Origin of the sequence: Lichenihabitans sp. Uapishka_5 (assembly GCF_033947565.1) — a bacterium.
Lineage (GTDB): Bacteria > Pseudomonadota > Alphaproteobacteria > Rhizobiales > Beijerinckiaceae > Lichenihabitans.
Genome location: NZ_JARPVX010000001.1, coordinates 94,801 through 116,120 on the forward strand (window position 1 = coordinate 94,801; position 21,320 = coordinate 116,120).

The following is a 21,320-nucleotide window of genomic DNA, read 5'->3' on the forward strand; positions in this document are numbered from 1 at the left end:
ACGGGGCCGGGCGGCACCTAGCTCAAATCGGGGGTATCGTCAAAAAGCCGGCGATGTTCCGACACGGCATGCCGATCCGTCATGCCGGCCACGTAGTCGGCGACACGGCGGGCGTGAGCCCGTGTGCCGCCCCCATGGTCGCCGATCCGCCACGCCGCGGGCAACAGGTCGGGCGCCTCGAGCAGCTTGGCCGCGAGGTCCTGCACCACGGTCCAGGCGCGCCGCCGCACCACGACGAGCCGGGGATGCCGGTACATGCGCTCGAAGAGAAAATCCTTCAGTTTGAGGCTGTCTTCCTGCCGAGGGGGCGAAAGCTTCACCAGCGGCACGGGCAGGCACCGCACCGCATCGGCGTCGCGCGGAGCAACCTGATCGAGGCGGCGTCGGGTTGCCGCGATGATGTCGTCGACGAAGACGCCCACAAGCTCACGCGTGATGCCGCGGATCAGCAGCAGATCGTCGAGGCCGGGGGCCTCCGCCAATTGCCGCCGTTTCGCCTCGGCGAGAACCGGCACGGCCTCGAGATCCACCAGGCTGAACAATCCCGCCTGGAGTCCGTCCTCGATGTCATGCGCGTTATAGGCGATGTCGTCCGAGGCGGCCGCCACCTGCGCCTCGATCCCTGGGTTGGGGTGGGCGCCAAGCGCGCGGCTCCAGGCGTCCGTCCCCGTCACACAGGCGAGCCCGTCGTGGTGCCAGGCTGACCAGGGTGCTGGCCGGTCCTGCGCGTCGCCGCTGCGGTTGACGAGGCCGTCGAGCGTGTCCCAGGTGAGATTCAACCCATCGAATGCCGGATAGCGACGCTCGATCAGCGTGACGATGCGCAGCGTCTGGGCATTGTGGTCGAAGCCGCCGAAGGGGCAAAGCACGGTTGAGAGCGCAGCCTCGCCGGTGTGGCCGAAGGGCGTATGGCCGAGGTCGTGCGCCAGCGCCAGCGCCTCGGTCAGATCCTCGTCGACCGCGAGCGCGCGGGCAATCGTCCGAGCGATCTGCGCCACCTCGATCGTATGGGTCAGCCGGGTGCGGAAATGATCGCCGTAGTCGGGCAGGAACACCTGCGTTTTCTGCGCGAGGCGGCGGAAGGCGGACGAATGGATGATGCGGTCGCGGTCGCGCGCAAAGGCACCCCGGGTCGACGAAGCGGGCTCGGGCACCAGCCGGCCGCGGGACGTATCGGCCTCTGACGCATAGGGCGCGAGCCCACGGGGTTGGCGAGAGTCGGGCACAGACAGGTGTTAGCTCCCTTTGGTTTGCCCCATATGGCGACACGCGCGTTCGGCGACCAGACGCGCGTGCCCGTCACGCCCTCACATTGCGGCGAGTGAGTGGAAGGATTATCTTCCCCCATAGCATCAACCCATCGCTGCGCCGGCCTTGAACCGGTTGTTGCGGAGTTTAGCCCCATGTCCGATACGCTCGAAGTTCTTCCGGTCGCGCTCACGGCGAAAGCCGCCAAGCAGGTGCGCCGCGTTCTGTCGAAGGAACCCGATGGCTCCCTGCTGCGCGTCGCCGTCAACGGCGGGGGCTGTTCGGGATTTCAATATGCCTTCGACATCGTGCAGGGCCGCGAGCCGGACGACCTCGTCGTCGAGCGGGATGGCGCTACGGTGCTGATCGATCCGGTGTCGCTCGAATATATGCGCGGTTCGCACATCGACTATGTGGACGACCTGATCGGGCAGGCCTTCAAGATCGAGAACCCGAACGCCACGGCGTCATGCGGCTGCGGCACGAGCTTCGCGCTGTAAGGCGTAGAAGCGTGGCGTCCATGGCTTTTCGGGGATGACGGAAGCGCCCTGAGGTCAAAAACTTGGCTTCAAGCGCAACTGCTGGGCGGTCGTCGAAGGCACGTGTCAGCCACAGCGGAAACTCCGGTGGCGGCTGCCGCCGGCCTGCAAGCGGTTAGGCGCGTTGCGCAGACGACCGAAGGCACGCACCGGATCAAGACCACGCCGATGCGGATCCTCCGCACCGGCGTGACATTCCAACCGCGACGGGAGGCTGCGGATCAAGGGGCCGACCCTTCGACCAGCCCCCATTCGAGTCTTCTCAGGCTTTCTTGTCGGGCACGTTCAGCCGGATGTGGGTTTCACGCAGCTGCTTGGCGGTCGGGATCGACGGGGCGCCCATCAGCAGGTCTTCGGCGCGCTGGTTCATCGGAAACAGCACGACCTCCCGCAGGTTCTCCTCGCCGGCCAGCAGCATGACGATCCGATCGACACCGGGCGCGATGCCGCCATGCGGCGGGGCGCCGTAGCGGAAGGCGCGATACAGGCCGCCGAACTTTTCCTCCAGCACCGCCTCGTCATAGCCGGCGATGCGGAATGCTTCGCGCATCAGATCGGGGCGATGGTTGCGGATGGCGCCCGACGACAGCTCGATGCCGTTGCAGACGATGTCGTATTGATAGGCCAGGATGTCGAGCGGGTCCTTGGTCTGCAACGCTTCAAGCCCGCCTTGCGGCATCGAGAACGGGTTGTGCGAGAAGTCGATCTTCTTGTCCTCCTCGTTCCACTCGTACATCGGGAAGTCGACGACCCAGCAGAACTCGAAGACATTCGGATCGATCAACCCGAGCTCGTGGCCGAGCTTGACCCGGGCCGCGCCGGCGAGCTTCGCGGCCTTTCCTTCCTGGTCGCAGGCAAAGAACACCGCATCGCCCGCCTTCAATCCGGCCTTCCCCACGATGGTGGCCTGGATGTCTTCCGGGATGAATTTGGCGATCGGGCCACGGCCCACGAGCTTGCCGTCCGTTTCATCGAAGATGATGTAGCCGAGCCCCGGTGCGCCTTCGCCGCGCGCCCAATCGTTCAGCTTGTCGAAGAAGGAGCGCGGCTGCGCGCCGGCGCCCGGCGCCGGAATGGCCCGCACCACACCGCCGGCCGCGATGACGGTCTTGAACGCCTTGAAGCTGACCGCCTCGGCGTTGAACTCGGCCGTGACGTCGGCGATCACGATGGGGTTCCGCAGATCCGGCTTGTCGACGCCATATTTCAGCATCGACTCCCGGTAGGGGATCATCGGAAACTTCTGCGTCACCTTCTTGTCGCCGCCGAATTCCTCGAACACGCCGCGCAACACCGGCTCGACCGCCTCGAAGACGTCCTCCTGGGTGACGAAGCTCATCTCGATATCGAGCTGGTAGAACTCGCCCGGCGAGCGGTCGGCGCGCGCATCCTCGTCGCGGAAACAGGGCGCGATCTGGAAGTAACGGTCGAAGCCCGCCGTCATGATGAGCTGCTTGAACTGCTGCGGCGCCTGCGGCAGGGCGTAGAATTTGCCCGGATGCACACGCGAGGGCACGATATAGTCACGCGCGCCTTCGGGCGAGGAGGCGGTCAGGATCGGCGTCTGGAACTCGAAGAAGCCCTGCGCCTTCATGCGCGAGCGCAACGAGTCGATCACCCGCCCGCGCAGCATGATGTTCTTGTGCAGGCGCTCGCGCCGCAGATCGAGGAAGCGGTATTTCAGGCGCGTTTCTTCGGGGTAGTCCTGGTCGGTGGCGACCGGCAGCGGCAGCTCGGAGGCCGGCCCTAGCACCTCGACGTCCGTGACGTAGAGCTCGATGGCGCCTGTCGGCATCTCGGCATTGCCGGTGCCGGTCGGCCGCATCCGCACGGTGCCGTCGAGCCGCACCACCGTTTCCGAACGCAAGCCCTCGGCGGCCGCGAAAGCGGGCGAGTCGGGATCGACCACGCATTGCGTGATGCCGTAATGGTCACGCAGGTCGATGAACAGCACGCCGCCATGATCGCGGATGCGGTTGCACCATCCCGACAACCGGGCGTCGCTGTTGGCGTCCGACGGCCGCAGGGCACCACAGCTGTGCGAACGGTAACGATGCATCTTCGGAACTTCTCGGATCGTGCGAAAGGAGGCGGAACCGAGCCGCCAGCGCGAGCGGCGGACATGGCCATGCGGGACCAGAGCTGTCAACAACGGCACCCGCCAGGCTTTCGGCGGCTCTTCGGCGAGGATCCGTTAGGTTTGTCCGATGCGAAGCACGCGCGGCCGTCACAAAGCGGTCGCGTCACCGTGCTGTTTGCCTTATGCAATCCGCATGAGCGTAGTCACCTCGACCGATGTGCTGGCTGAGGCCTGCAAGCGTTTGGCCACCCACGAGTTCGTGACGGTGGATACCGAGTTCCTGCGCGAAACGACCTTCTGGCCGAAACTCTGCGTCATCCAGGTGGCCTCCACCGACGAGGCCATCGTGGTGGATGCACTGGCCCCCGATATCGACTTGGAGCCGTTCTTCGCGCTGATGCGCGACGAGCGGGTCGTCAAGGTGTTCCACGCGGCGCGGCAGGACATCGAGATCATCTGGAACCTGTCGCGGTCGATCCCGACCCCGTTGTTCGACACCCAGGTGGCCGCCATGGTGTGCGGCTACGGCGACCAGGTCGCGTACGGCGAGCTGGTGCAGAACATCTGCCGCGTGACGGTCGACAAGTCGTCGCGGTTCACCGACTGGGGCCGGCGGCCGCTGTCCGAAGCTCAGGTGACCTATGCGATGGGGGACGTCACGCATCTGCGCGACGTCTACCTGGCGCTGCGGCGACAGCTCGAGTCGAAGAACCGGCTTTCCTGGCTGGGTGATGAGATCAAGGTGCTGTGTTCGCCCGCCACCTACGAGCAGCATCCCGAGAATGCCTGGGAACGTTTCCGCAATCGCTTGCGGCGTCCACGCGACCTCGCCGTGATGATGGAGGTCGCGGCCTGGCGCGAAGGCGAGGCGCAGGGCCGCGACGTGCCGCGCTCCCGCGTGCTGAAGGACGACGTGCTGATCGAGATCGCCCTGGCGGCGCCGAAGACGGCCGAAGCCTTGGCGGAGCTGCGCGCCGTACCGCGCGGCATGGAACGCTCCAAAGCCGGGATCGAGATCATCGAGGCGGTGACGCGCGGCCTCGAGCGTGATCCGAAGGACCTGCCGAAGCTCGAACGCGAGCGCCGCAACGGCGGTGGCGGTGCCACCGTCGAATTGTTGAAGGTGCTGCTGCGGCAGGTGTCGGAAGCCCATGGGGTGGCGGCCAAGATCGTGGCCACGGTCGACGACCTCGAGGCGATCGCCAGCGACGACAAGGCCGATGTCCCGGCCCTGCAGGGTTGGCGCCGGCGCATCTTCGGGGCCAAGGCACTTGAGCTGAAACAGGGTCGGTTGGCCCTGACGGTCGAGCGCGGGCGCGTTACCCTGCTCGAATGGCAGGATGCCGAAGCCACGGAGCAGCCTGCCGCAGCGCGGGCCTGACAGGAGGCAACGGGTTTTCTACGCCTGGACGGCGTCGCAGCCACGTACGCGCCTGACGGGATGCAAGCCCCACCCTCATTCCGGCCGGAGAGCCGGAATCGGGAGCTTCGGCGATCAAGGTCGAACTACACCGGTTCCGGGTTCGGCTTCGCTGCCCCGGAATGAGGAGAGGCAGGCGTGTAGCGAGTCCCCCCGGCCGACTGCCGCCAGACTCAGCTGTCGAGCGGCTGGATCAGCGCCCGGCTGCCTTCCTGATCGGCCGCGGCGATCCGCACCACGCCGTCCGCCATGACGGCCGCCCCAGAAGCGATGAGGCGCAACGCCAACGGGTAGATCCGATGTTCCTGCGTCAATACGCGGCGCCCGAGCGTCTGGGGTGTGTCCCCGTCCAGCACCGGCACCGCCGCCTGGGCGACGATGGGGCCGTCGTCGACGGCCGGCACGACGTAATGCACCGTGCAGCCATGGATCTTCACGCCGTCGGCGAGCGCCCGCTCATGCGTCCGCAGCCCCTTGTAAGCCGGTAGCAGCGCCGGATGGATGTTGATCAACCGCCCGTGCCAGCGCGCCACGAACCAGGGCGTCAATAAGCGCATGAAACCCGCGAGGCAGAGGAACTGGATGCGGTGGATTTCGAGCAGGCGGTCCATGCTGCGCTCGAAATCCTCCCGGTGCGCATGGATGCGGTGGTCGACGGCCGCCACCGCGATGCCGGCCGCCTTCGCGGCTTCTAGGCCGGAGGCAGCCGGGTCGTTCGACAGCACCAGGGCGATCTCGGCCGGATAATCGGGCCGGCGCGCGGCCTCGATCAGGGCACCCATGTTGGAGCCGCGGCCGGAGATCAGGATGGCGGTCCGCAGCCGCTCCCGCATCATAGCGCGAGCGCCCCGCGGAACCGGATCGACGCCCCGGCGCGGGGCTCGATATGACCGAGCCGCACCGGTGTCGGACCACATGCGGCCAACAACGCCGAAACGTCATCGGCCTGGGCGGCCGCCACCACGGCCACCATGCCGATGCCGCAATTGAAGGTGCGCAGCAGGTCGTCGTGCGGCACGGCGCCGGTGCGGGCCAGCCAACCGAAGACGGGCGGCACCGGAACGGCGTCGAGATCGATCGCGGCCGCCAGATGGTCCGGCAGCACGCGCGGCAGGTTCTCCGGCAGGCCGCCGCCGGTGATGTGGGCCAGAGCCCGCAGGCCGTCGCTCTGCTTCAGCACCGACAACAGCTGCCGCACGTAGATGACGGTCGGCGTCAGCAGCGCCTCACCGAGGCTCTGGCCCGCCGCAAAGGGAGCCGGATCGTTCCAGCCGAGCGCTGCCCGCTCGACGATCCGCCGCACAAGCGAGAAGCCATTGGAATGTACGCCCGAGGACGGCAGGCCGAGCAGCACGTCGCCCGCCGCCACGCCCTGCGGCAGCAGGCGGCCGCGTTCGGCGGCCCCTACCGCGAAGCCTGCGAGATCGTAGTCGCGCCCCGCATAAAGGCCCGGCATCTCGGCCGTTTCGCCGCCGATCAAGGCGCAACCGGCCTGGCGGCACCCTTCCGCGATCCCCGAGACGATCGCCGCGCCTTCTTCGAGTTCGAGCCGGCCGGTCGCGTAATAGTCCAGGAAGAACAGCGGCTCGGCGCCCTGCACCACAAGATCGTTGACGCACATGGCCACGAGATCGATGCCGATCGTGCCGTGACGCCCGCTCTCCACCGCGATCTTCACCTTGGTGCCGACGCCGTCGTTGGCCGCCACCAGGATAGGGTCGACGAAGCCCGCCGCCTTCAGGTCGAACAAGCCGCCGAAGCCGCCGATCTCGGCATCGGCGCCGGGCCGGCGCGTGCTGCGCACCAGCGGCTTGATGCGCTGCACGAGCGCATTGCCGGCGTCGATGTCGACGCCCGCGGCGGCATAAGTCAGCGGGGTTCCGGGCGGCGTCGTCATCTCGTCCTCGCTGATGGGTTGCGGCGCCTTAGCGTGCCGGGCTGTTTTCGGCAAGGCAGCGGGCCGCATTGACGCTTCCCGCGGGCGCGGCGTATCTGGCGGCATGGCTTGCGCCAGAAGCGCCACGGCTTGCGCGAGGGGCGCCACGGCGCATTCGGGGGAGGGCCGGCCCATGATCCTGCAGCGACATGTGCTGGTCTGGACCGCCCTCGCGGCCGTGCTGGCCTATGGGCTTTACCAGCTGTCGGGCGTCCTGCTGCCCTTCGTGGCCGGCATCACGCTCGGCTACCTGCTCGACCCGCTGGCCGATCGCATGCAGCGCTTCGGCCTGCACCGCCTCGGGTCCACCATTGTGATCCTGGTGTCGTTCCTGGTGGCCCTGGTGCTGCTCGTGCTGATTCTGGCCCCCATCCTGGCGCACCAGTTCATGGCCTTCGTGGACAACCTTCCGACGCTGGCCGGCAAGCTGCAGGAACTCATCGGCCTCGGCAGCCGCTACCTGCAGCACCATGGCGGCGAAACGCTGAAGAAGCTCGGCCTCAGCGACACGGTGTCGAACGCCGATATCCAGAACTCGATCGGTTCGCTGATCAGCCAGGCCACGACCTATGTGCTGGGGCTGTTGCGCTCGCTGTGGTTCGGCGGTCAGGCGCTCTACGGCCTGTTCTCGTTGCTGGTCGTCACCCCGGTGGTGGCCTTCTACATCCTGCTCGACTGGAAGCGGATGATCGCCACCATCGACGGCTGGGTGCCGATCGAGCACCGCCTCGAGGTGCGGGCCATCGCGCGCGACATCGACAAGGCGCTGGCGGGCTTCGTGCGCGGGCAGTTCATCGTGTCGGTGTTCCTGGGTCTTTGGTATGGTGTGGGGCTGACGCTGGTCGGGCTGAATTTCGGGTTTCTGATCGGCATGACGGGCGGCTTTCTCAGCTTCATCCCCTATGTGGGCTCGCTGGCCGTGATGATCGTGTCGCTGGCGGTGGCGCTGGTGCAGTCCTGGCCGGCCTGGGACCTGATGGCGATGACGTTCGGGGTCGTGTTCGTGGGGCAATTCCTCGAAGGGAACGTGCTGTCGCCAAACCTCGTCGGCGCTTCGGTGGGCCTGCACCCGGTGTGGATCATCTTTGCGCTGCTGGCCTTCGGATCGCTGTTCGGCTTCACGGGGCTGATCGTGGCGGTGCCGGTGGCGGCCGCCGCCGGCGTGGTGCTGCGCTTCCTGCTGCGCAAATACCTGCGTAGCGAGCTTTACACCGGCGAGGCCGAGGCCGGAGTGCCCTACCCCATGCCGCGCCAGGTCAAGACCCTCGCCTGACATGCACCAGATTCCCCTCGACCTCGCCGGGCCGCCCCGCTTCGGCGCCGACGACTATCTGGTGGCCGCCGCCAACCAGGACGCCTTCGAGGCCGTCGGGCATTGGCCCGTGTGGCCCGGGCACGTGCTGGTGCTGGTGGGACCGGAAGGCGCCGGCAAAAGCCACCTCGGCGCCATCTGGGCCGACCGCGCCAGGGCCGCCATCGTGACGGGCGCGGGGCTCGCGGCGACCCCGCCCGAGCTCTTCGGGCGTCGCGACGTGCTGGTCGAGGATGCGGATCGGCTCGGGGCCGACGAGGCCGCGCTGTTCCATCGCCTCAATCTCCTGCGCGAGAATGGCCGCGCGGCTTTGCTGACGGCCCGCACCGCGCCCGACAACTGGGGCCTGCGCACGGCCGACCTTCTGTCGCGGCTGCGGCTCGCGCCCTTGGTGCGCCTCGGCGAGCCCGACGAAGCCTTCGTGCAGGCGGTGCTGCTGAAACTCTTCGCCGACCGGCAGCTTTCGATCGACGCGCCCGTGCTGGCTTTCCTGTCCCGCCACATGGAACGCTCGCTCGGGGCGGCCCGCCGGCTGGTGGCGGCGCTCGACCACGCCAGCCTCGCAGAAGGGCGCCGCATCACGCGAACGGTCGCCGCGGCGGTGCTGGCATCGCTTGAAGCCAGGGATGCATCCGGTCATGGTGTTGTCACGGGGCTGGGACACAACCCTGCCGACCCGTGAGACCCGCCATGGCCCTGATCGCAGACGTCGTCATCGAAATCGAACCGCCGCAGGAAACTGAGGGCGTGTCGCTGGCGTCGTCGCCAAAGCGCTTCGTCAACCGCGAGCAATCCTGGCTCGAGTTCAACCGGCGCGTGCTCGAGGAAGCCTCGAACCCCAACCATCCGTTGCTCGAGCAGCTGCGCTTCCTGTCGATCTCGGCCAACAACCTCGACGAATTCTTCATGGTGCGGGTGGCGGGCCTTTACGGCCAGGTGCGCTCGGGCGTTACGACGCCGTCGAACGACGGCCTGTCGCCTGCCGACCAGTTGGCCCAGATCGCACGGTCGGTCGATAACCTCGTGGCGGCCCAGCAGCTGCGCTGGGAGCAGCTGCGGGCCGAACTGGCCCACAACGGCATCGTGCTGGCCGAGCCGGAAGATCTCGGCAAGGCCGATCGCGACTGGCTGCACGACCACTTCATGGCGCACGTCTTTCCCGTGCTGACGCCGCTCGCCATCGATCCGGCGCACCCGTTCCCGTTCATTCCGAACCTCGGCTTCACGGTGGCGCTCGACCTCGCCCGCACTACCGATGCCCGGAAGCTGCATGCGCTGATCCGCATTCCGAGCCGCACCGAACGCTTCATCCGTCTGCCCGACGGCGACAAGCCCGGCGAGATCCGGGTCGTGACGATCGAAAACCTCATCGCCATGAACACCGGCCGGCTGTTTCCCGGCTACACGATCCTGGGGGAAGGCTTCTTCCGCGTCATCCGCGACAGCGACCTCGAGATCGAGGAAGAGGCCGAAGACCTCATGCTGTTCTTCGAGAGCGCCCTGAAACGCCGCCGCCGCGGCACGGTGATCCGCCTCGAACTCGACGCCAAGATGCCGGAAGGCCTGCGCTTCCTGGTGGCCGAGGAACTTGACGTCACCTCCGAGCAGAACGTTTCGGTCGCGGGTATGCTGGCCTTGAACGAGCTTGCCGAGCTGGTGGCGCTCAACCGGCCGGACCTGAAGTTCAAGCCCTATATCGCCCGCTTTCCCGAGCGCGTGCGCGACAACTCGGGCGATTGCTTCGCGGCGATCCGCCAAAAGGACCTCATCGTCCATCACCCTTATGAAGCCTTCGACGTCGTCGTCCAGTTCTTGGTGCAGGCGTCGCGCGACCCCAATGTGGTAGCCATCAAGCAGACGCTCTACCGCACTTCGAAGGACAGCCCGATCGTCAGGGCGCTGATCGAGGCGGCGGAAGCCGGCAAGTCGGTTACGGCGCTGGTGGAATTGAAAGCGCGCTTCGACGAAGAAGCCAACATCCGCTGGGCCCGCGACCTCGAACGCGCCGGCGTCCAGGTGGTGTTCGGCTTCATCGAGCTGAAGACCCATGCTAAGCTGTCGATGGTGGTGCGTCGCGAAGGGGGCGCGCTGACCACCTACTGCCATCTCGGCACCGGCAACTACCATCCGCAAACGGCCAAGATCTATACGGATGTGTCGCTGTTCACGGCCGATCCCGCCATCGGCCGCGATGTGCTGCACCTGTTCAACTACATCACCGGTTATGCCGAGCCGGTAGGGCTCGAGCGCCTGGCCGTCTCGCCGCTAAACCTCAAGACGACGCTGCTGAAGCACATCGCCGCCGAGACCGGCTTCGCCAGGGCCGGCAAGCCGGCCGCCATCTGGCTGAAGTGCAACGCCTTGGTCGATCCAACCGTGATCGATGCCCTTTACGAGGCGAGCCAGGCGGGGGTGAAGATCACCTGCGTGGTGCGCGGCATGTGCGCGCTCAGGCCGGAGGTGCCGGGCCTCAGCGACAACATCCGGGTCAAGTCGATCATCGGCCGCTTTCTCGAACACACCCGCATCTATGCGTTCGGGGCCGGCTTCGGCTTGCCGCACGCCAAGGCGCGCGTGTACATCTCCTCGGCCGACCTGATGCCCCGCAACCTCGATCGTCGCGTCGAGGCGCTGATCCCCATCACCAACCCCACCGTGCACGATCAGGTGCTCGACCAGATCATGATCGCCAACCTGATCGACAACCAGCAAAGCTACCGGGTGCTGCCGAACGGCCGGAGCGAGCGGGTGGTGCCGGCTCCGAACGAGGAGCCGTTCAACGCCCACAACTATTTCATGACCAACCCGAGCCTGTCGGGTCGAGGCAAATCGCTGCGTGAATCCAGTCCCAAAATCCTCCTCAAGAAACTCGGCAAGACCTGAGGTGCCGTCGACCGCCGCCTCTGCGGCGGCGGCTCCGCTCGCCATCGTGGATATCGGCTCGAACTCGGTCCGCCTCGTCGCCTATGAGGCGCTGACCCGGGCCCCGACTCCGTTGTTCAACGAAAAGGTGCTGTGCGGCCTCGGCAAGGGTGTCGCCACCACCGGGCTGCTGGCCCCCGAGGCGGCCGACAAGGCGCTGGCGGCGCTGCGCACTTTCCGGGCCCTATGTCGCAACATGGGGATCGACGACATCACCGTGGTGGCCACGGCGGCGACGCGCGATGCCCGCAACGGCGCCGCCTTCCTCGAAGCTGCCCAGGACGCCATCGGGGTGCCGGCACAGCTGATCGGCGGCGCCCGCGAGGCGGAGCTGGCGGCGCTTGGCGTCGCCTCCTCGTTCCACAAGCCCGATGGCATCGTCGGCGACCTCGGCGGCGGCTCGCTCGAGCTGATCGAGCTCCGCAAGGCCAAGCTGCGCAAGGGCGTGTCGCTGCCGATCGGTGGCCTCGCCTTGTCGGACCTGTCGAAGGGCAGCCCGAAGCGGGCGCTGAAGATCGCCCGTGACGCCCTCAAAGCCGCGGGGCCGCTCGACGCGCTGCGCGGACGCACCTTCTACGCGGTCGGTGGCACCTGGCGGGCGCTCGCCCGCCTCCACATGCATCAGCGCAATTACCCGCTCGACGTCATGCACGGCTACGTCATCCCGGGCGACGAGGCCGAGGCCTTTGCCCGGCTGGTCGAGCGGGTCGACACCAACATGCTGACCGCCATCGGCTCGGTGTCGGCCGCCCGCCGACCGTTGTTGTCCTATGGGGCGGTGGTGCTGGACGAAATCATCCACCAGGGTCGGCCCCGCGCCATCGTGGTGTCGGCCGCAGGAGTGCGCGAAGGCCTGCTCTTCGAGCGCTTGTCGACGAAGCGCCGCGACGCCGACCCGCTGATCGAGGCGGTCGAGCACTATGATGCGCTGCGGGCCCGCAGCCCCGGCCATGGCCATGACCTGTGCGGCTGGACCGATGCCTTCATGGCCTCGGCCGACCTCGACGAGAGCGAGGACGAGCGGCGCCTGCGACACGCCGCCTGCCTTTTGTCGGACATTTCCTGGCGGGCGCATCCGGATTATCGGGCCGCCCAATCCCTCAACATTATCGCCAACGCCAACCTGATCGGCATCGACCATGCGGGCCGCGCCTTTCTGGCATTGGCCTGCGCCTATAGGCACGCCAATGCGGATGACGACGGCAATGCTTCGTTGCGCAGCCTCGTGTCGCCACGTCTGCTCGACCGGGCTCGCATCCTGGCCGCCGCCATGCGGATCGCTTTTATCATGACGGCGGGCCAGGCCGGCGTCTTGCGCCGTTTTCCGCTGGCCTGCACCCGCGCGGCCGTGTCGCTGACGGTGGCGCCGGCCGAGGCCGACCTCGTCAGCGACCGCGTGATGAACCGGCTCCGTCAACTGGCCCGGCTGATCGGCCGCGAAGGCGCCGTGCTGATCCTCAAATGAAAACGCCGGCCCAGGCGCCGGCGTTGCCTCGTTCGCTCGGAAGCGATCAGCCGACGACTTCGCCCTCGGCGAAGAACTGGGCGATCTCGGTTGCGGCCGTCTCGGGAGCGTCGGAGCCATGCACCGAGTTCTCGCCCATCGACAGCGCGAAATCCTTGCGGATCGTGCCGGCATCGGCCTTTTCCGGGTTCGTGGCGCCCATGATCTCACGATACTTAAGGATGGCGTTCTCGCCGCGCAGCACCTGCACCACCACAGGGGCGGAGGTCATCATCTCGACGAGCTCGCCGAAGAAGGGCCGCTCCTTGTGGACACCGTAGAACTGCTCCGCTTGCGGCCGCGTCATGTGGATGCGCTTCTGCGCCACGATGCGGAGACCGGACTTCTCGATCACGGCATTGACCGCGCCCGTCAGGTTGCGCCGGGTAACGTCGGGCTTGAGGATGGAGAAGGTTTGTTCGATCGCCATGGCGCGTTTGCTCATCTTGAAGGCAGGGGTACGCCGGGCTTATAGCGGCCGGGCCCCATGCCAGCAAGGCGAGCCGCCCTATTCCATGATGGCGCTATGGTCGACCGCCACGGGCTGAGCCGATTTCTTGAGCAGGAACACCAGGGGCATCACGGCGATACAGAGCACCATCATCAGCTTGAAGTCGTCGATATAGGCGATGACCGTGGCCTGTACCGTGATGATGCCGTCGAGCGCCGCCCGCCCGGCCGCCGTGAGAGGGTTGAGATATTGCGTGACCGCCTCGTTCTGGAAGGCCCGGTTGAACGGCGTCACGTAGCGGGCGATCTCGGCATGGTTCTCCTGGACGTTTTCGGTCAGCAGCGCCGTCACGGTCGAGATGCCGACGCTCGAGCCGATGTTGCGCGACAGGTTGTAGAGCCCCGTGCCCTCGCCCCGCTTCTCGGCCGGGAGCGTCGAGAAGGTGACGACGGTGAGCGGTACGAACAGGAACCCGAGCCCCATGCCCTGGATGAACCCGGTGGTGATGATGCGCTGCTCTGAAACGTCGGGCGTCCAGCCCGTCATGTCCGACATGGCCCAGGCCGTGAGCATGAGGCCGGCCAGCAGCAGCCACTTGATCTCGATCTTGCCGATCAGTTTGCCCACTACGAACATGCAAAGCATGGTGCCCATGCCACGCGGCCCCATGACGATGCCGGCTGTCACCACCGGATAACCCATGAGGGTCTGCAGGTAAGGCGTCATCAGAGCCATCGAGGCTAGATAGGTGATGCCGACGATGAAGATGAAGACCATCCCGACCGTAAAATTGCGATCGAGGAACAACCGCGGATTCACAAAAGAATTCCGACTCGTGAAGGTATGGACCGCGAACACGTAAGCCGCGCAGGCCGCCACCAGCGCCTCGATCAACACCTCGCCGGACGAGAACCAATCGAGTTGCTCGCCGCGGTCCAAGCAGAGCTGAAGCGACGCGATGGCGAGGCTAAGCGTGCCAAAACCGAGCCAGTCGAGCTTGGCGGTCGCATCGCGCTTCGATTCCGTCACGAAGGCCGAGACGCCCGCGAAGGCCACGGCCCCGATGCCGAGGTTGATGTAGAACACCCAGCGCCACGAAATATTGTCGGTCAGCCAGCCACCGATGACGGGCCCGAGCACGGGCCCCACCATCACCGAGACGCCAAACAGCGCCATGGCGGAGCCGCGCTCCTCAGGCCGGTAGATGTCGAGCAGGATGGCTTGGCTGAGTGGCACCAGGGCGGCGCCGAAAAAGCCCTGCAGCAGACGAAATCCAACGATCTCCACGAGAGACTGGGCGACGCCACACAGGATCGAGGCCGCCACGAAGCCGGCGATCGAGACCAGCAGGACGCGCTTGCGGCCGAACCGGTTGGCGATGTAGCCGGACGGCGGCGTCATGATGGCGGCTGCCACGATATAGGACGTCAGCACCCAGTTGATCTGATCGGCGCTGGCCGAAACGCTGCCCTGAATGTAGGGCAGCGCCACATTGGCGATGGTGGTGTCGAGCGCCTGCATGATGACGGCCAGGATCACGCAGGCGGTGATCATGCCGCGGTTGGCGACGATGCCGCCGTCGGCGGGCGCTGACGCCTCAGCCATGGGTGACCCCACGGTGAGACGCGAAGTGCCGGGCCCGATCGACCCAGGGCGAGAGCCAAGCCGTAATTGGCTTCAGCATCTCGGGCACGCCGCGCGCGTGTCCGGTGTCGACATCGACCACCACGCTCATACCGACGCGCAGCGGCGGCTTGCCGGCCATGTCGTCGACCACGACCCGCATGGGAATGCGCTGCACCACCTTCACCCAGTTGCCGGTGGTGTTCTGGGCCGGCAGTAGCGAGAAGCTACCACCCGAAGCCGGGTTGATGCTGGCCACGGTGCCCTGCCAGGCGACGCCGGGATAGGTGTCGACCGTGATCGTCGCCTTCTGGCCGGGCTGCACCCAGGTGAGCTCGGTCTCCTTCGGACTCGCCTCGATCCACATATTGGTGTCGCTGACCAGCATGAAGCCGGGCTGCGCGGCCTTCAGGTAGGCACCCGCCTGCAGGCTGTCGACGCGGGTCACGGTGCCGTCGAAGGGCGCCCGCACCACCGTGTCGTCGAGGTCGCGGCGCGCGTTGTCGACCAGGGACTTGGCCTGGAGGTAGAAGGGGTTCTGCTCGACGGATTGATTGGCGTCGCCGCCGAGTTGGGCCAGCATGGAGAGCGCCTGTGCCTCCGACACCGTCAGGCGCTGACGGGCTGAGGTGAGGTCGTGCTCGGCTTGATCGAAGCTCGCCTTTGAGGCCACCGCCGTGGCGATCAGGTCCATTTGCCGTTTGAAGCTCGTCTCATAGAACGGCAGGTCGGCCTTCGCCTGATCGATCTGCGCCATCGACTGCTTGTAGCTGGCCTGCAGCGTCAGCACCTGGTTGCGCACCGTGCCGAGCTGCGCTTCGGCGCCTTCGAGCGCGATGTGGAAGGAGTCCGGCCTGAGCCGGAACAACAGCTGTCCCTTGGCGACATGCTGGTTGTTGTGAACAGCGATCTCGCTCACCGTTCCCGACACGTCGGTCGACAATCCCAGCATCTGGGCCTGCACATAGGCGTTGTCGGTCGACATCACCTGGCCGCCCGTCACATAGGCATAGCCGCCCGCCACGAGCGCGACCGGAAGCAGCGCGAACAGCACCGGACGCGTCCAGCCACGCCGGGATTTTGCTGCGAGCACCGGAGGTGCCGGCGGGAGGACGGGCGCCGCGACCTTGCCGACGGGTTCCGGTGCGACCGCGGCCTCGAAGTCGACCCTGGGACGCTTGTCGTCGTCCCGATAATCATGGGCCACCCCTGACTCGAGGTCGCGAACCCGGTCCTGACCATCGTCGGCCTCACGCGGGGAAGAATATTCAACCATAGCGAGCCTCGCGATCGTCCTCGACCGGCAAGATCAAGGCTTTGAGGAGATTGGACTTCATGCCGCCCAGGCGATCGAACAATTGTTGCTGCGCGTCCTCGTCGATGCCCACCAGCATCTCGGCTCGCGTGGCATCACCGTAGGCCCGCAGGATCTTCAGCAGAGGATGGGCACCCTCCTGCAGGTAAAGCAGCCAGAGACGCCGGTCGGTCGCATGGCGGCGCCTTTCGACCAACTTGCGTGCTTCGAGCTTGTCGAGAATGCGCACCAGCGTGATCGGCTCGATGTCGAGGAGTTCCGCCAAGCCGCCCTGATGAATGCCCTCGTTCGGCGCGAGGTAGACCAGCACCTGCCACTGTGCCCGCGTGAGACCGAGTGAACGAGCGCGTTGCTCGAAGCGTTTCTGCAGCAGGCGTGCCACATCATTCAGAAGGAACCCGAGCGTCGGGGAGTCATGAACCATTGACGACGGGCTCGAGGCAATTGATAAGCTAGCTTATGATAGTGCAACACATAAACGGTAAAGCGCCCAACGGCAAGCGTTCGACGTGAAGGCTGTCGCTCGATTTCATCGGCTCCGCACCGCGTGGCTGATCGGCGCGGCCATGGCTCTCGTGGGAGGTGCCGTCAGCCCGGCGCGGGCGGAGGCGGTGGTCAGTTGCGGCGGCGCCGCGATGGCGGGCGGAGCGGAGTTGGTGTGCAGCCATAGGCGGCCAAGCGCACCCGAGCAGTTCTGCACCTTCAGCTGGACCTTGTCCTCGACGGACGGCGCGCTCAGCACGGTCCAGGGATCGTTCCTGCTCCCGCCGGGAGCCTCGAACCAAGCCGTCTACCAGGGCTATGGCTTTGCCAATGCCCTGTCGAACCCGATCGTACTTTGCCAGGGTCGCAAGAACTGAGGCCGCCAATCCGCTTGCATGATGGGCGTCGCCACGCGACATAGCCTCCCATGCTGCACATCAATGATCTGACCTATCGGCTCGGGCCGCGCATCCTGTTCGACAAGGCCGGAGCGGCTTTGCCGGAAGGGGCGCGTGTCGGCTTTGTCGGACGCAACGGTACCGGCAAGACGACGCTGTTCAACATGATCTCCGGCGACTTGCATCCGGAAAGCGGCGGCATCACCCTGCCCCGCACCATGCGGATGGGCCGGGTCGAGCAGGAAGCGCCCGGCGGGCCGACGACGCTGATCGATTTCGTGCTCGAAGCCGATACCGAGCGGGCCGCCCTGATGGCGGAAGCCGACACCGCCACCGACGCCGGCCGCATCGCCGACATCCAGACGCGCCTCGTCGACATCGACGCCCATTCGGCGCCGGCCCGAGCCGCCACGATCTTGTCCGGTCTCGGCTTCGACGAGGCGGCGCAGAACCGGGCCTTGTCGGAGTTTTCCGGCGGCTGGCGCATGCGCGTGGCGCTGGCGGCCGTGCTGTTTTCCCAGCCCGATTTCCTGTTGCTCGACGAGCCGACCAACTACCTCGACCTCGAGGGAACGTTGTGGTTGATTGACTATCTCGCCACCTACCCGGCCACCATGCTGGTCATCAGCCATGACCGCGACCTGCTCGATGCGGTTTGCGACCACATCCTCCATCTCGACCGTGCCAAGCTGACGCTGTGGCGGGGCAATTACGACAGCTTCGAACGCCAGCGCCGCGAGCAGCAGGCAATCCAGCTCAAGCATCAGAAGAAGCAGGACGAACACCGCAAGCACTTGCAGGCCTTCGTGGACCGCTTCCGGGCCAAGGCCTCGAAAGCCAGCCAGGCGCAATCCCGCCTGAAGATGCTGGAAAAGCTGCAGCCGATCTCAGCCATGGTGGACAGCGACGTGCTGCCGATCGTGCTGCCCTCGCCCGAGAAGCAGCTGAGCCCGCCTATCATCGCGCTCGAGGGCGCCAGCGCCGGCTATGGCGAGCGCACCGTGCTGTCGAAGCTCAGCCTCAACATCTCCAATGACGACCGCATCGGCCTGCTGGGCTCGAACGGCAACGGCAAGTCGACGTTTGCCAAGCTGATCGCCGGGCGCCTGCCGGCCCTGGGGGGCACGATGCGGCGCTCGAGCAAGCTTGACGTCGGGTTCTTTGCCCAGCACCAGGTCGAGGAGCTCGATCTCACGCAGACGCCGTTCGCCTGCTTGTCGGAGCTGATGCGCGACCAGCCGGAATCGAAGGTGCGGGCCAAATGCGCCCAGTTCGGCTTCCCAGGCCAGAAGGCTGACACGCCGGTGTCGCAGCTGTCGGGCGGCGAGAAGGCGCGGCTGATGATGGGCCTCGCGACCTTTCATGCGCCCCACCTGCTGATCCTCGACGAGCCCACGAACCATCTCGACATCGACAGCCGTGCCGCCCTGATCGAGGCCATCAATGCCTACGAGGGCGCCATCGTGCTGATCGCGCATGATCGTCACCTGATCGATGCCTGCGCGGATCGCCTGTGGCTCGTCGACGGCGGCACGGTGAAGAGCTTCGACGGTGACATGGACGATTACAAGAAGCTCGTCCTCGATCGCGCAGGCGGCGGCAGCCGCCGCAACAACCGCGGCGCCGCTAAGGCCGACGAGAAGGCAAGCGCGCCCCCTCCCGTCGCCAAACCGTCCTCGCTGAAGAAGCAGGTGGCCGCGCAGGAAGACAAGATGGCAAAGTTTCAGGCCCTCATCGACAAGATCGATCGGGCGCTCGGGGATGGCGGCATCTTCGCCCGCGAGCCCGAGCGGGCCTCGACTCTGGCGCGCCAGCGCGGCGAACTGGCACGCGCCCTGGTGCTGGCTGAGGAGGACTGGCTCCGTCTGACGCTCGACCAGCAGGAAGCCGTATGATGTCGCAACCTCGCCTCTAAGCCTTCTGAGTGGCAAGGCAAAGGTGCCGTTATGGCTGACACGGGAGTCGGTTGGACGGTCGCCCGTGTCGCCAGATCGTAGGCTTTCAGGGCGCGCCTTCCTGGCTCGGCTCTGCATGACCGAAAGCGGCCCGAGGCCGCTCCCAAGACGCCTCAGGTGCCCGGCACGAAATCCAGCGCCACGCCATTGATGCAATAGCGCAGGTAGGTGGGAGCCGGGCCGTCGTCGAAGATATGGCCGAGATGGCTGCCGCAGGTGGCGCAATGGACTTCGGTCCGCACCATGCCGTGCGAGCGATCTTCGGTCACAGCGACCGAACCCTCGACCGGATCGTTGAAGCTCGGCCAGCCGGTGCCGCTCTCGAACTTCAGCGAAGATTCGAACAGCGGCGTGTCGCACCCCGCGCAAACAAACGTGCCGGGCCGCTTTTCATGCAGCAGGGCACAGCTGCCGGGGCGCTCGGTGCCATGGCGGCGCATCACCTGATACTGCTCGGGGGTCAGACGCTCCCGCCATTCGGCGTCGCTGCGGGTCACGGGATAGGTTTCGGTCATCGTCATGGCAGGAGCCTTTCGGTGCTAAGCCGCTTGCGCTGAACTGACTACGCCCGACCGCAGCGTCAAGCCCCGGCCCGGATGCGATGCGGTCGGCAACCCAATCACGATCCATTTGCCGCGCTTTCAATTCGCCTTGTTCAAGCAAGGCAGCTGTCGCAAGCATCAAGCGGAAGATCGCGTCGGGCCGCCCGCAATGGCCCGGTGAGATGCTGGCCGCGTCAGAAAGCGCGACGCGGCGCTTGTCCAAAGCGTTCCACATCGCGCCACTCGGGGAAGCCCTATGGCCATCGGCGATCAGGTTTCTTCGAGGTCGAAGTCGAGAATGGCCATCTGCAGGGTGAAGGACTTGCCCTTGGGATCGTCGGCCGAAATCACGCCGATGAAGTCGCTGCCCGAATTCAACTCCACGGAATCGGTCTTCTTCAAGCGCGCAGCGACTTTCAGCTTGTCGTTGCTGAACAGCTTACGGAGATAGGATTCAATCGCGGCGCGCTCGACCGGCACTTTCATATCGAGCGAGAAGGAACGGTCGCCGTCCTCGTCGTCGACCGTTATATGGGCGATCTTGCGTTCGCCGAGCGCCACATCGGCCGCGTCGCTGTCCTTGGCGCCCGGCGTCACCTTCAGGCCATCATTACCGAATGTCCGCCGCAGAAACTCCTGCAGCTTATGGATTTCCGTCTTTTCCAGCACGCGCTCGTCCTTTGTCGTGGCGGCGGGGGGCGCCGTCAGAAGCCCTGTTCCGCTCGATCGGCGGTCTTTTGGGCAATAATTTGATCCATGCTGCGCGCGGGTTCGGCGCAGCCAGCCTCGCCGACGATGCGCGCCGGCACGCCGGCGACCGTCTTGTTGGGCGGCACGGCCGCCAACACCACGGAGCCGGCCGCGACCCGCGAACAATGGCCGATTTCGATGTTGCCCAGCACCTTGGCGCCAGCGCCGATCAGCACGCCCTTGCGGATCTTGGGATGCCGGTCGCCCTGTTCCTTGCCGGTGCCGCCGAGCGTCACGTTCTGCAGCAACGAAACGTTGTCGTCGATGGTGGTGGTGGCGCCCACGACCAGCCCCGTCGCATGGTCGAGAAAGATGCCCTTGCCGAACGGCACCGCCGGGTGGATGTCGGTCTGGAACACCGAGGACGACCGGCTCTGCAGATACAGCGCGAGGTCGCGACGGCCGTTGGCCCAGAGCGCATGCGCCAGCCGGTGCGCCTGGATGGCGTGAAAACCCTTGAAATACAGGATAGGCTCGATCAGCCGCGTGCAGGCCGGGTCACGGTCGAAGACCGCCATGATGTCGGTCGAGATCGCCTCGGCAATCCCCGGATGCCCGGCCAGCACGTCGCCGAAGGTCTGCTGCAGCAAGGCGGTCGGCAGGTCCTCGTGCCCCAACCGCGTCGCGACCCGGTAGATCACCGCCTGCGCCAGCGTCGCATGATTGAGGATGTTGGAGAACACGAACCCGGCCAAGCGCGGCTCCGTCCTGACCATATCGTCGGCCTCGATCCGGATGCGCGAAAACACCGGATCGATGGCCGCGAAGTCGATGACCTTTGCGGTAACTGCGTGCATCACAGGGCCCATTCGTGCCGCGCGCCTCGCGGCCGCGTCGACGTC

General features: G+C 66.3%; 19 protein-coding genes. 8 read left to right on the forward strand and 11 right to left on the reverse strand.

What is annotated here, in order from left to right:
• Window positions 1-17: 17 nt before the first annotated feature.
• Window positions 18-1,226, reverse strand: a complete 1,209-nt coding sequence (locus P7D22_RS00420; RefSeq protein WP_319932217.1) for a deoxyguanosinetriphosphate triphosphohydrolase — start codon at window positions 1,224-1,226, stop codon at window positions 18-20.
• Window positions 1,227-1,403: 177 nt separating this feature from the next.
• Here P7D22_RS00420 and erpA point away from each other — a divergent pair, with 177 nt between their 5' ends.
• Entirely contained in the window at window positions 1,404-1,748 is a 345-nt protein-coding gene (gene erpA, locus P7D22_RS00425) for an iron-sulfur cluster insertion protein ErpA (RefSeq protein WP_319932218.1), read from the forward strand.
• Window positions 1,749-2,049: 301 nt separating this feature from the next.
• On the opposite strand, the gene aspS is transcribed toward erpA, so the two are convergent.
• Complete coding sequence (gene aspS / locus P7D22_RS00430; RefSeq protein ID WP_319932219.1) at window positions 2,050-3,846, reverse strand: aspartate--tRNA ligase; 1,797 nt, start codon at window positions 3,844-3,846, stop codon at window positions 2,050-2,052.
• Window positions 3,847-4,060: 214 nt separating this feature from the next.
• Between aspS and rnd the strand changes: the two genes are divergently transcribed.
• Window positions 4,061-5,248, forward strand: coding sequence for a ribonuclease D (gene rnd, locus P7D22_RS00435; protein WP_319932220.1), 1,188 nt, complete (start codon window positions 4,061-4,063; stop codon window positions 5,246-5,248).
• 212 nt (window positions 5,249-5,460) lie between these two features.
• On the opposite strand, the gene purN is transcribed toward rnd, so the two are convergent.
• Window positions 5,461-6,123, reverse strand: a complete 663-nt coding sequence (purN, locus tag P7D22_RS00440) for a phosphoribosylglycinamide formyltransferase (protein ID WP_319932221.1) — start codon at window positions 6,121-6,123, stop codon at window positions 5,461-5,463.
• Window positions 6,120-7,184, reverse strand: coding sequence for a phosphoribosylformylglycinamidine cyclo-ligase (purM, locus tag P7D22_RS00445; protein ID WP_319932222.1), 1,065 nt, complete (start codon window positions 7,182-7,184; stop codon window positions 6,120-6,122). Before purM ends, purN begins: the two co-directional genes overlap by 4 nt.
• 172 nt (window positions 7,185-7,356) lie before the next feature.
• Between purM and P7D22_RS00450 the strand changes: the two genes are divergently transcribed.
• The 4 genes from P7D22_RS00450 to ppx are packed head-to-tail and all read left to right on the forward strand — an operon-like array spanning window position 7,357 to window position 12,922.
• Window positions 7,357-8,496, forward strand: coding sequence for an AI-2E family transporter (locus tag P7D22_RS00450; protein ID WP_319932223.1), 1,140 nt, complete (start codon window positions 7,357-7,359; stop codon window positions 8,494-8,496).
• Between the two features lies 1 nt (window position 8,497).
• Complete coding sequence (locus tag P7D22_RS00455) at window positions 8,498-9,217, forward strand: HdaA/DnaA family protein (protein WP_319932224.1); 720 nt, start codon at window positions 8,498-8,500, stop codon at window positions 9,215-9,217.
• An 8-nt stretch (window positions 9,218-9,225) separates the two neighbouring features.
• Window positions 9,226-11,418 (forward strand): RNA degradosome polyphosphate kinase, encoded by a 2,193-nt coding sequence (locus tag P7D22_RS00460; protein ID WP_319932225.1) that lies wholly within the window; start codon window positions 9,226-9,228, stop codon window positions 11,416-11,418.
• Window position 11,419: 1 nt separating this feature from the next.
• A complete protein-coding gene (gene ppx / locus P7D22_RS00465; protein ID WP_319932226.1) occupies window positions 11,420-12,922 on the forward strand; it encodes an exopolyphosphatase in 1,503 nt (500 codons plus the stop codon).
• 46 nt (window positions 12,923-12,968) lie between these two features.
• Here ppx and ndk read toward each other — a convergent pair whose 3' ends face one another.
• The 4 genes from ndk to P7D22_RS00485 all read right to left on the reverse strand — a co-directional run bounded on the left by ndk (window position 12,969) and on the right by P7D22_RS00485 (window position 16,774).
• Window positions 12,969-13,391, reverse strand: a complete 423-nt coding sequence (gene ndk, locus P7D22_RS00470) for a nucleoside-diphosphate kinase (protein ID WP_319932227.1) — start codon at window positions 13,389-13,391, stop codon at window positions 12,969-12,971.
• Window positions 13,392-13,469: 78 nt separating this feature from the next.
• Window positions 13,470-15,017, reverse strand: coding sequence for a DHA2 family efflux MFS transporter permease subunit (locus P7D22_RS00475; RefSeq protein ID WP_319932228.1), 1,548 nt, complete (start codon window positions 15,015-15,017; stop codon window positions 13,470-13,472).
• Window positions 15,010-16,311, reverse strand: a complete 1,302-nt coding sequence (locus P7D22_RS00480) for an HlyD family secretion protein (RefSeq protein ID WP_319932229.1) — start codon at window positions 16,309-16,311, stop codon at window positions 15,010-15,012. Before P7D22_RS00480 ends, P7D22_RS00475 begins: the two co-directional genes overlap by 8 nt.
• Entirely contained in the window at window positions 16,304-16,774 is a 471-nt protein-coding gene (locus P7D22_RS00485; protein WP_319932230.1) for a MarR family winged helix-turn-helix transcriptional regulator, read from the reverse strand. Before P7D22_RS00485 ends, P7D22_RS00480 begins: the two co-directional genes overlap by 8 nt.
• A 142-nt stretch (window positions 16,775-16,916) precedes the next feature.
• Here P7D22_RS00485 and P7D22_RS00490 point away from each other — a divergent pair, with 142 nt between their 5' ends.
• Both P7D22_RS00490 and P7D22_RS00495 read left to right on the forward strand, forming a co-directional pair.
• Window positions 16,917-17,210 carry a hypothetical protein gene (locus tag P7D22_RS00490; RefSeq protein WP_319932231.1) on the forward strand — a complete coding sequence of 98 codons (294 nt, stop codon included), beginning with the start codon at window positions 16,917-16,919 and terminating at the stop codon, window positions 17,208-17,210.
• Between the two features lie 50 nt (window positions 17,211-17,260).
• Window positions 17,261-19,126, forward strand: coding sequence for an ABC-F family ATP-binding cassette domain-containing protein (locus P7D22_RS00495; protein WP_319932232.1), 1,866 nt, complete (start codon window positions 17,261-17,263; stop codon window positions 19,124-19,126).
• A gap of 173 nt (window positions 19,127-19,299) precedes the next feature.
• On the opposite strand, the gene msrB is transcribed toward P7D22_RS00495, so the two are convergent.
• The 3 genes from msrB to cysE all read right to left on the reverse strand — a co-directional run bounded on the left by msrB (window position 19,300) and on the right by cysE (window position 21,275).
• Window positions 19,300-19,707: a peptide-methionine (R)-S-oxide reductase MsrB gene (gene msrB, locus P7D22_RS00500; RefSeq protein ID WP_319932233.1), complete on the reverse strand. Its 408-nt coding sequence runs from the start codon at window positions 19,705-19,707 to the stop codon at window positions 19,300-19,302.
• Between the two features lie 291 nt (window positions 19,708-19,998).
• Window positions 19,999-20,394, reverse strand: coding sequence for a DUF3126 family protein (locus P7D22_RS00505; protein WP_319932329.1), 396 nt, complete (start codon window positions 20,392-20,394; stop codon window positions 19,999-20,001).
• A 38-nt stretch (window positions 20,395-20,432) separates the two neighbouring features.
• Window positions 20,433-21,275 carry a serine O-acetyltransferase gene (gene cysE / locus P7D22_RS00510; RefSeq protein ID WP_319932234.1) on the reverse strand — a complete coding sequence of 281 codons (843 nt, stop codon included), beginning with the start codon at window positions 21,273-21,275 and terminating at the stop codon, window positions 20,433-20,435.
• Between the last annotated feature and the right edge of the window lie 45 nt (window positions 21,276-21,320).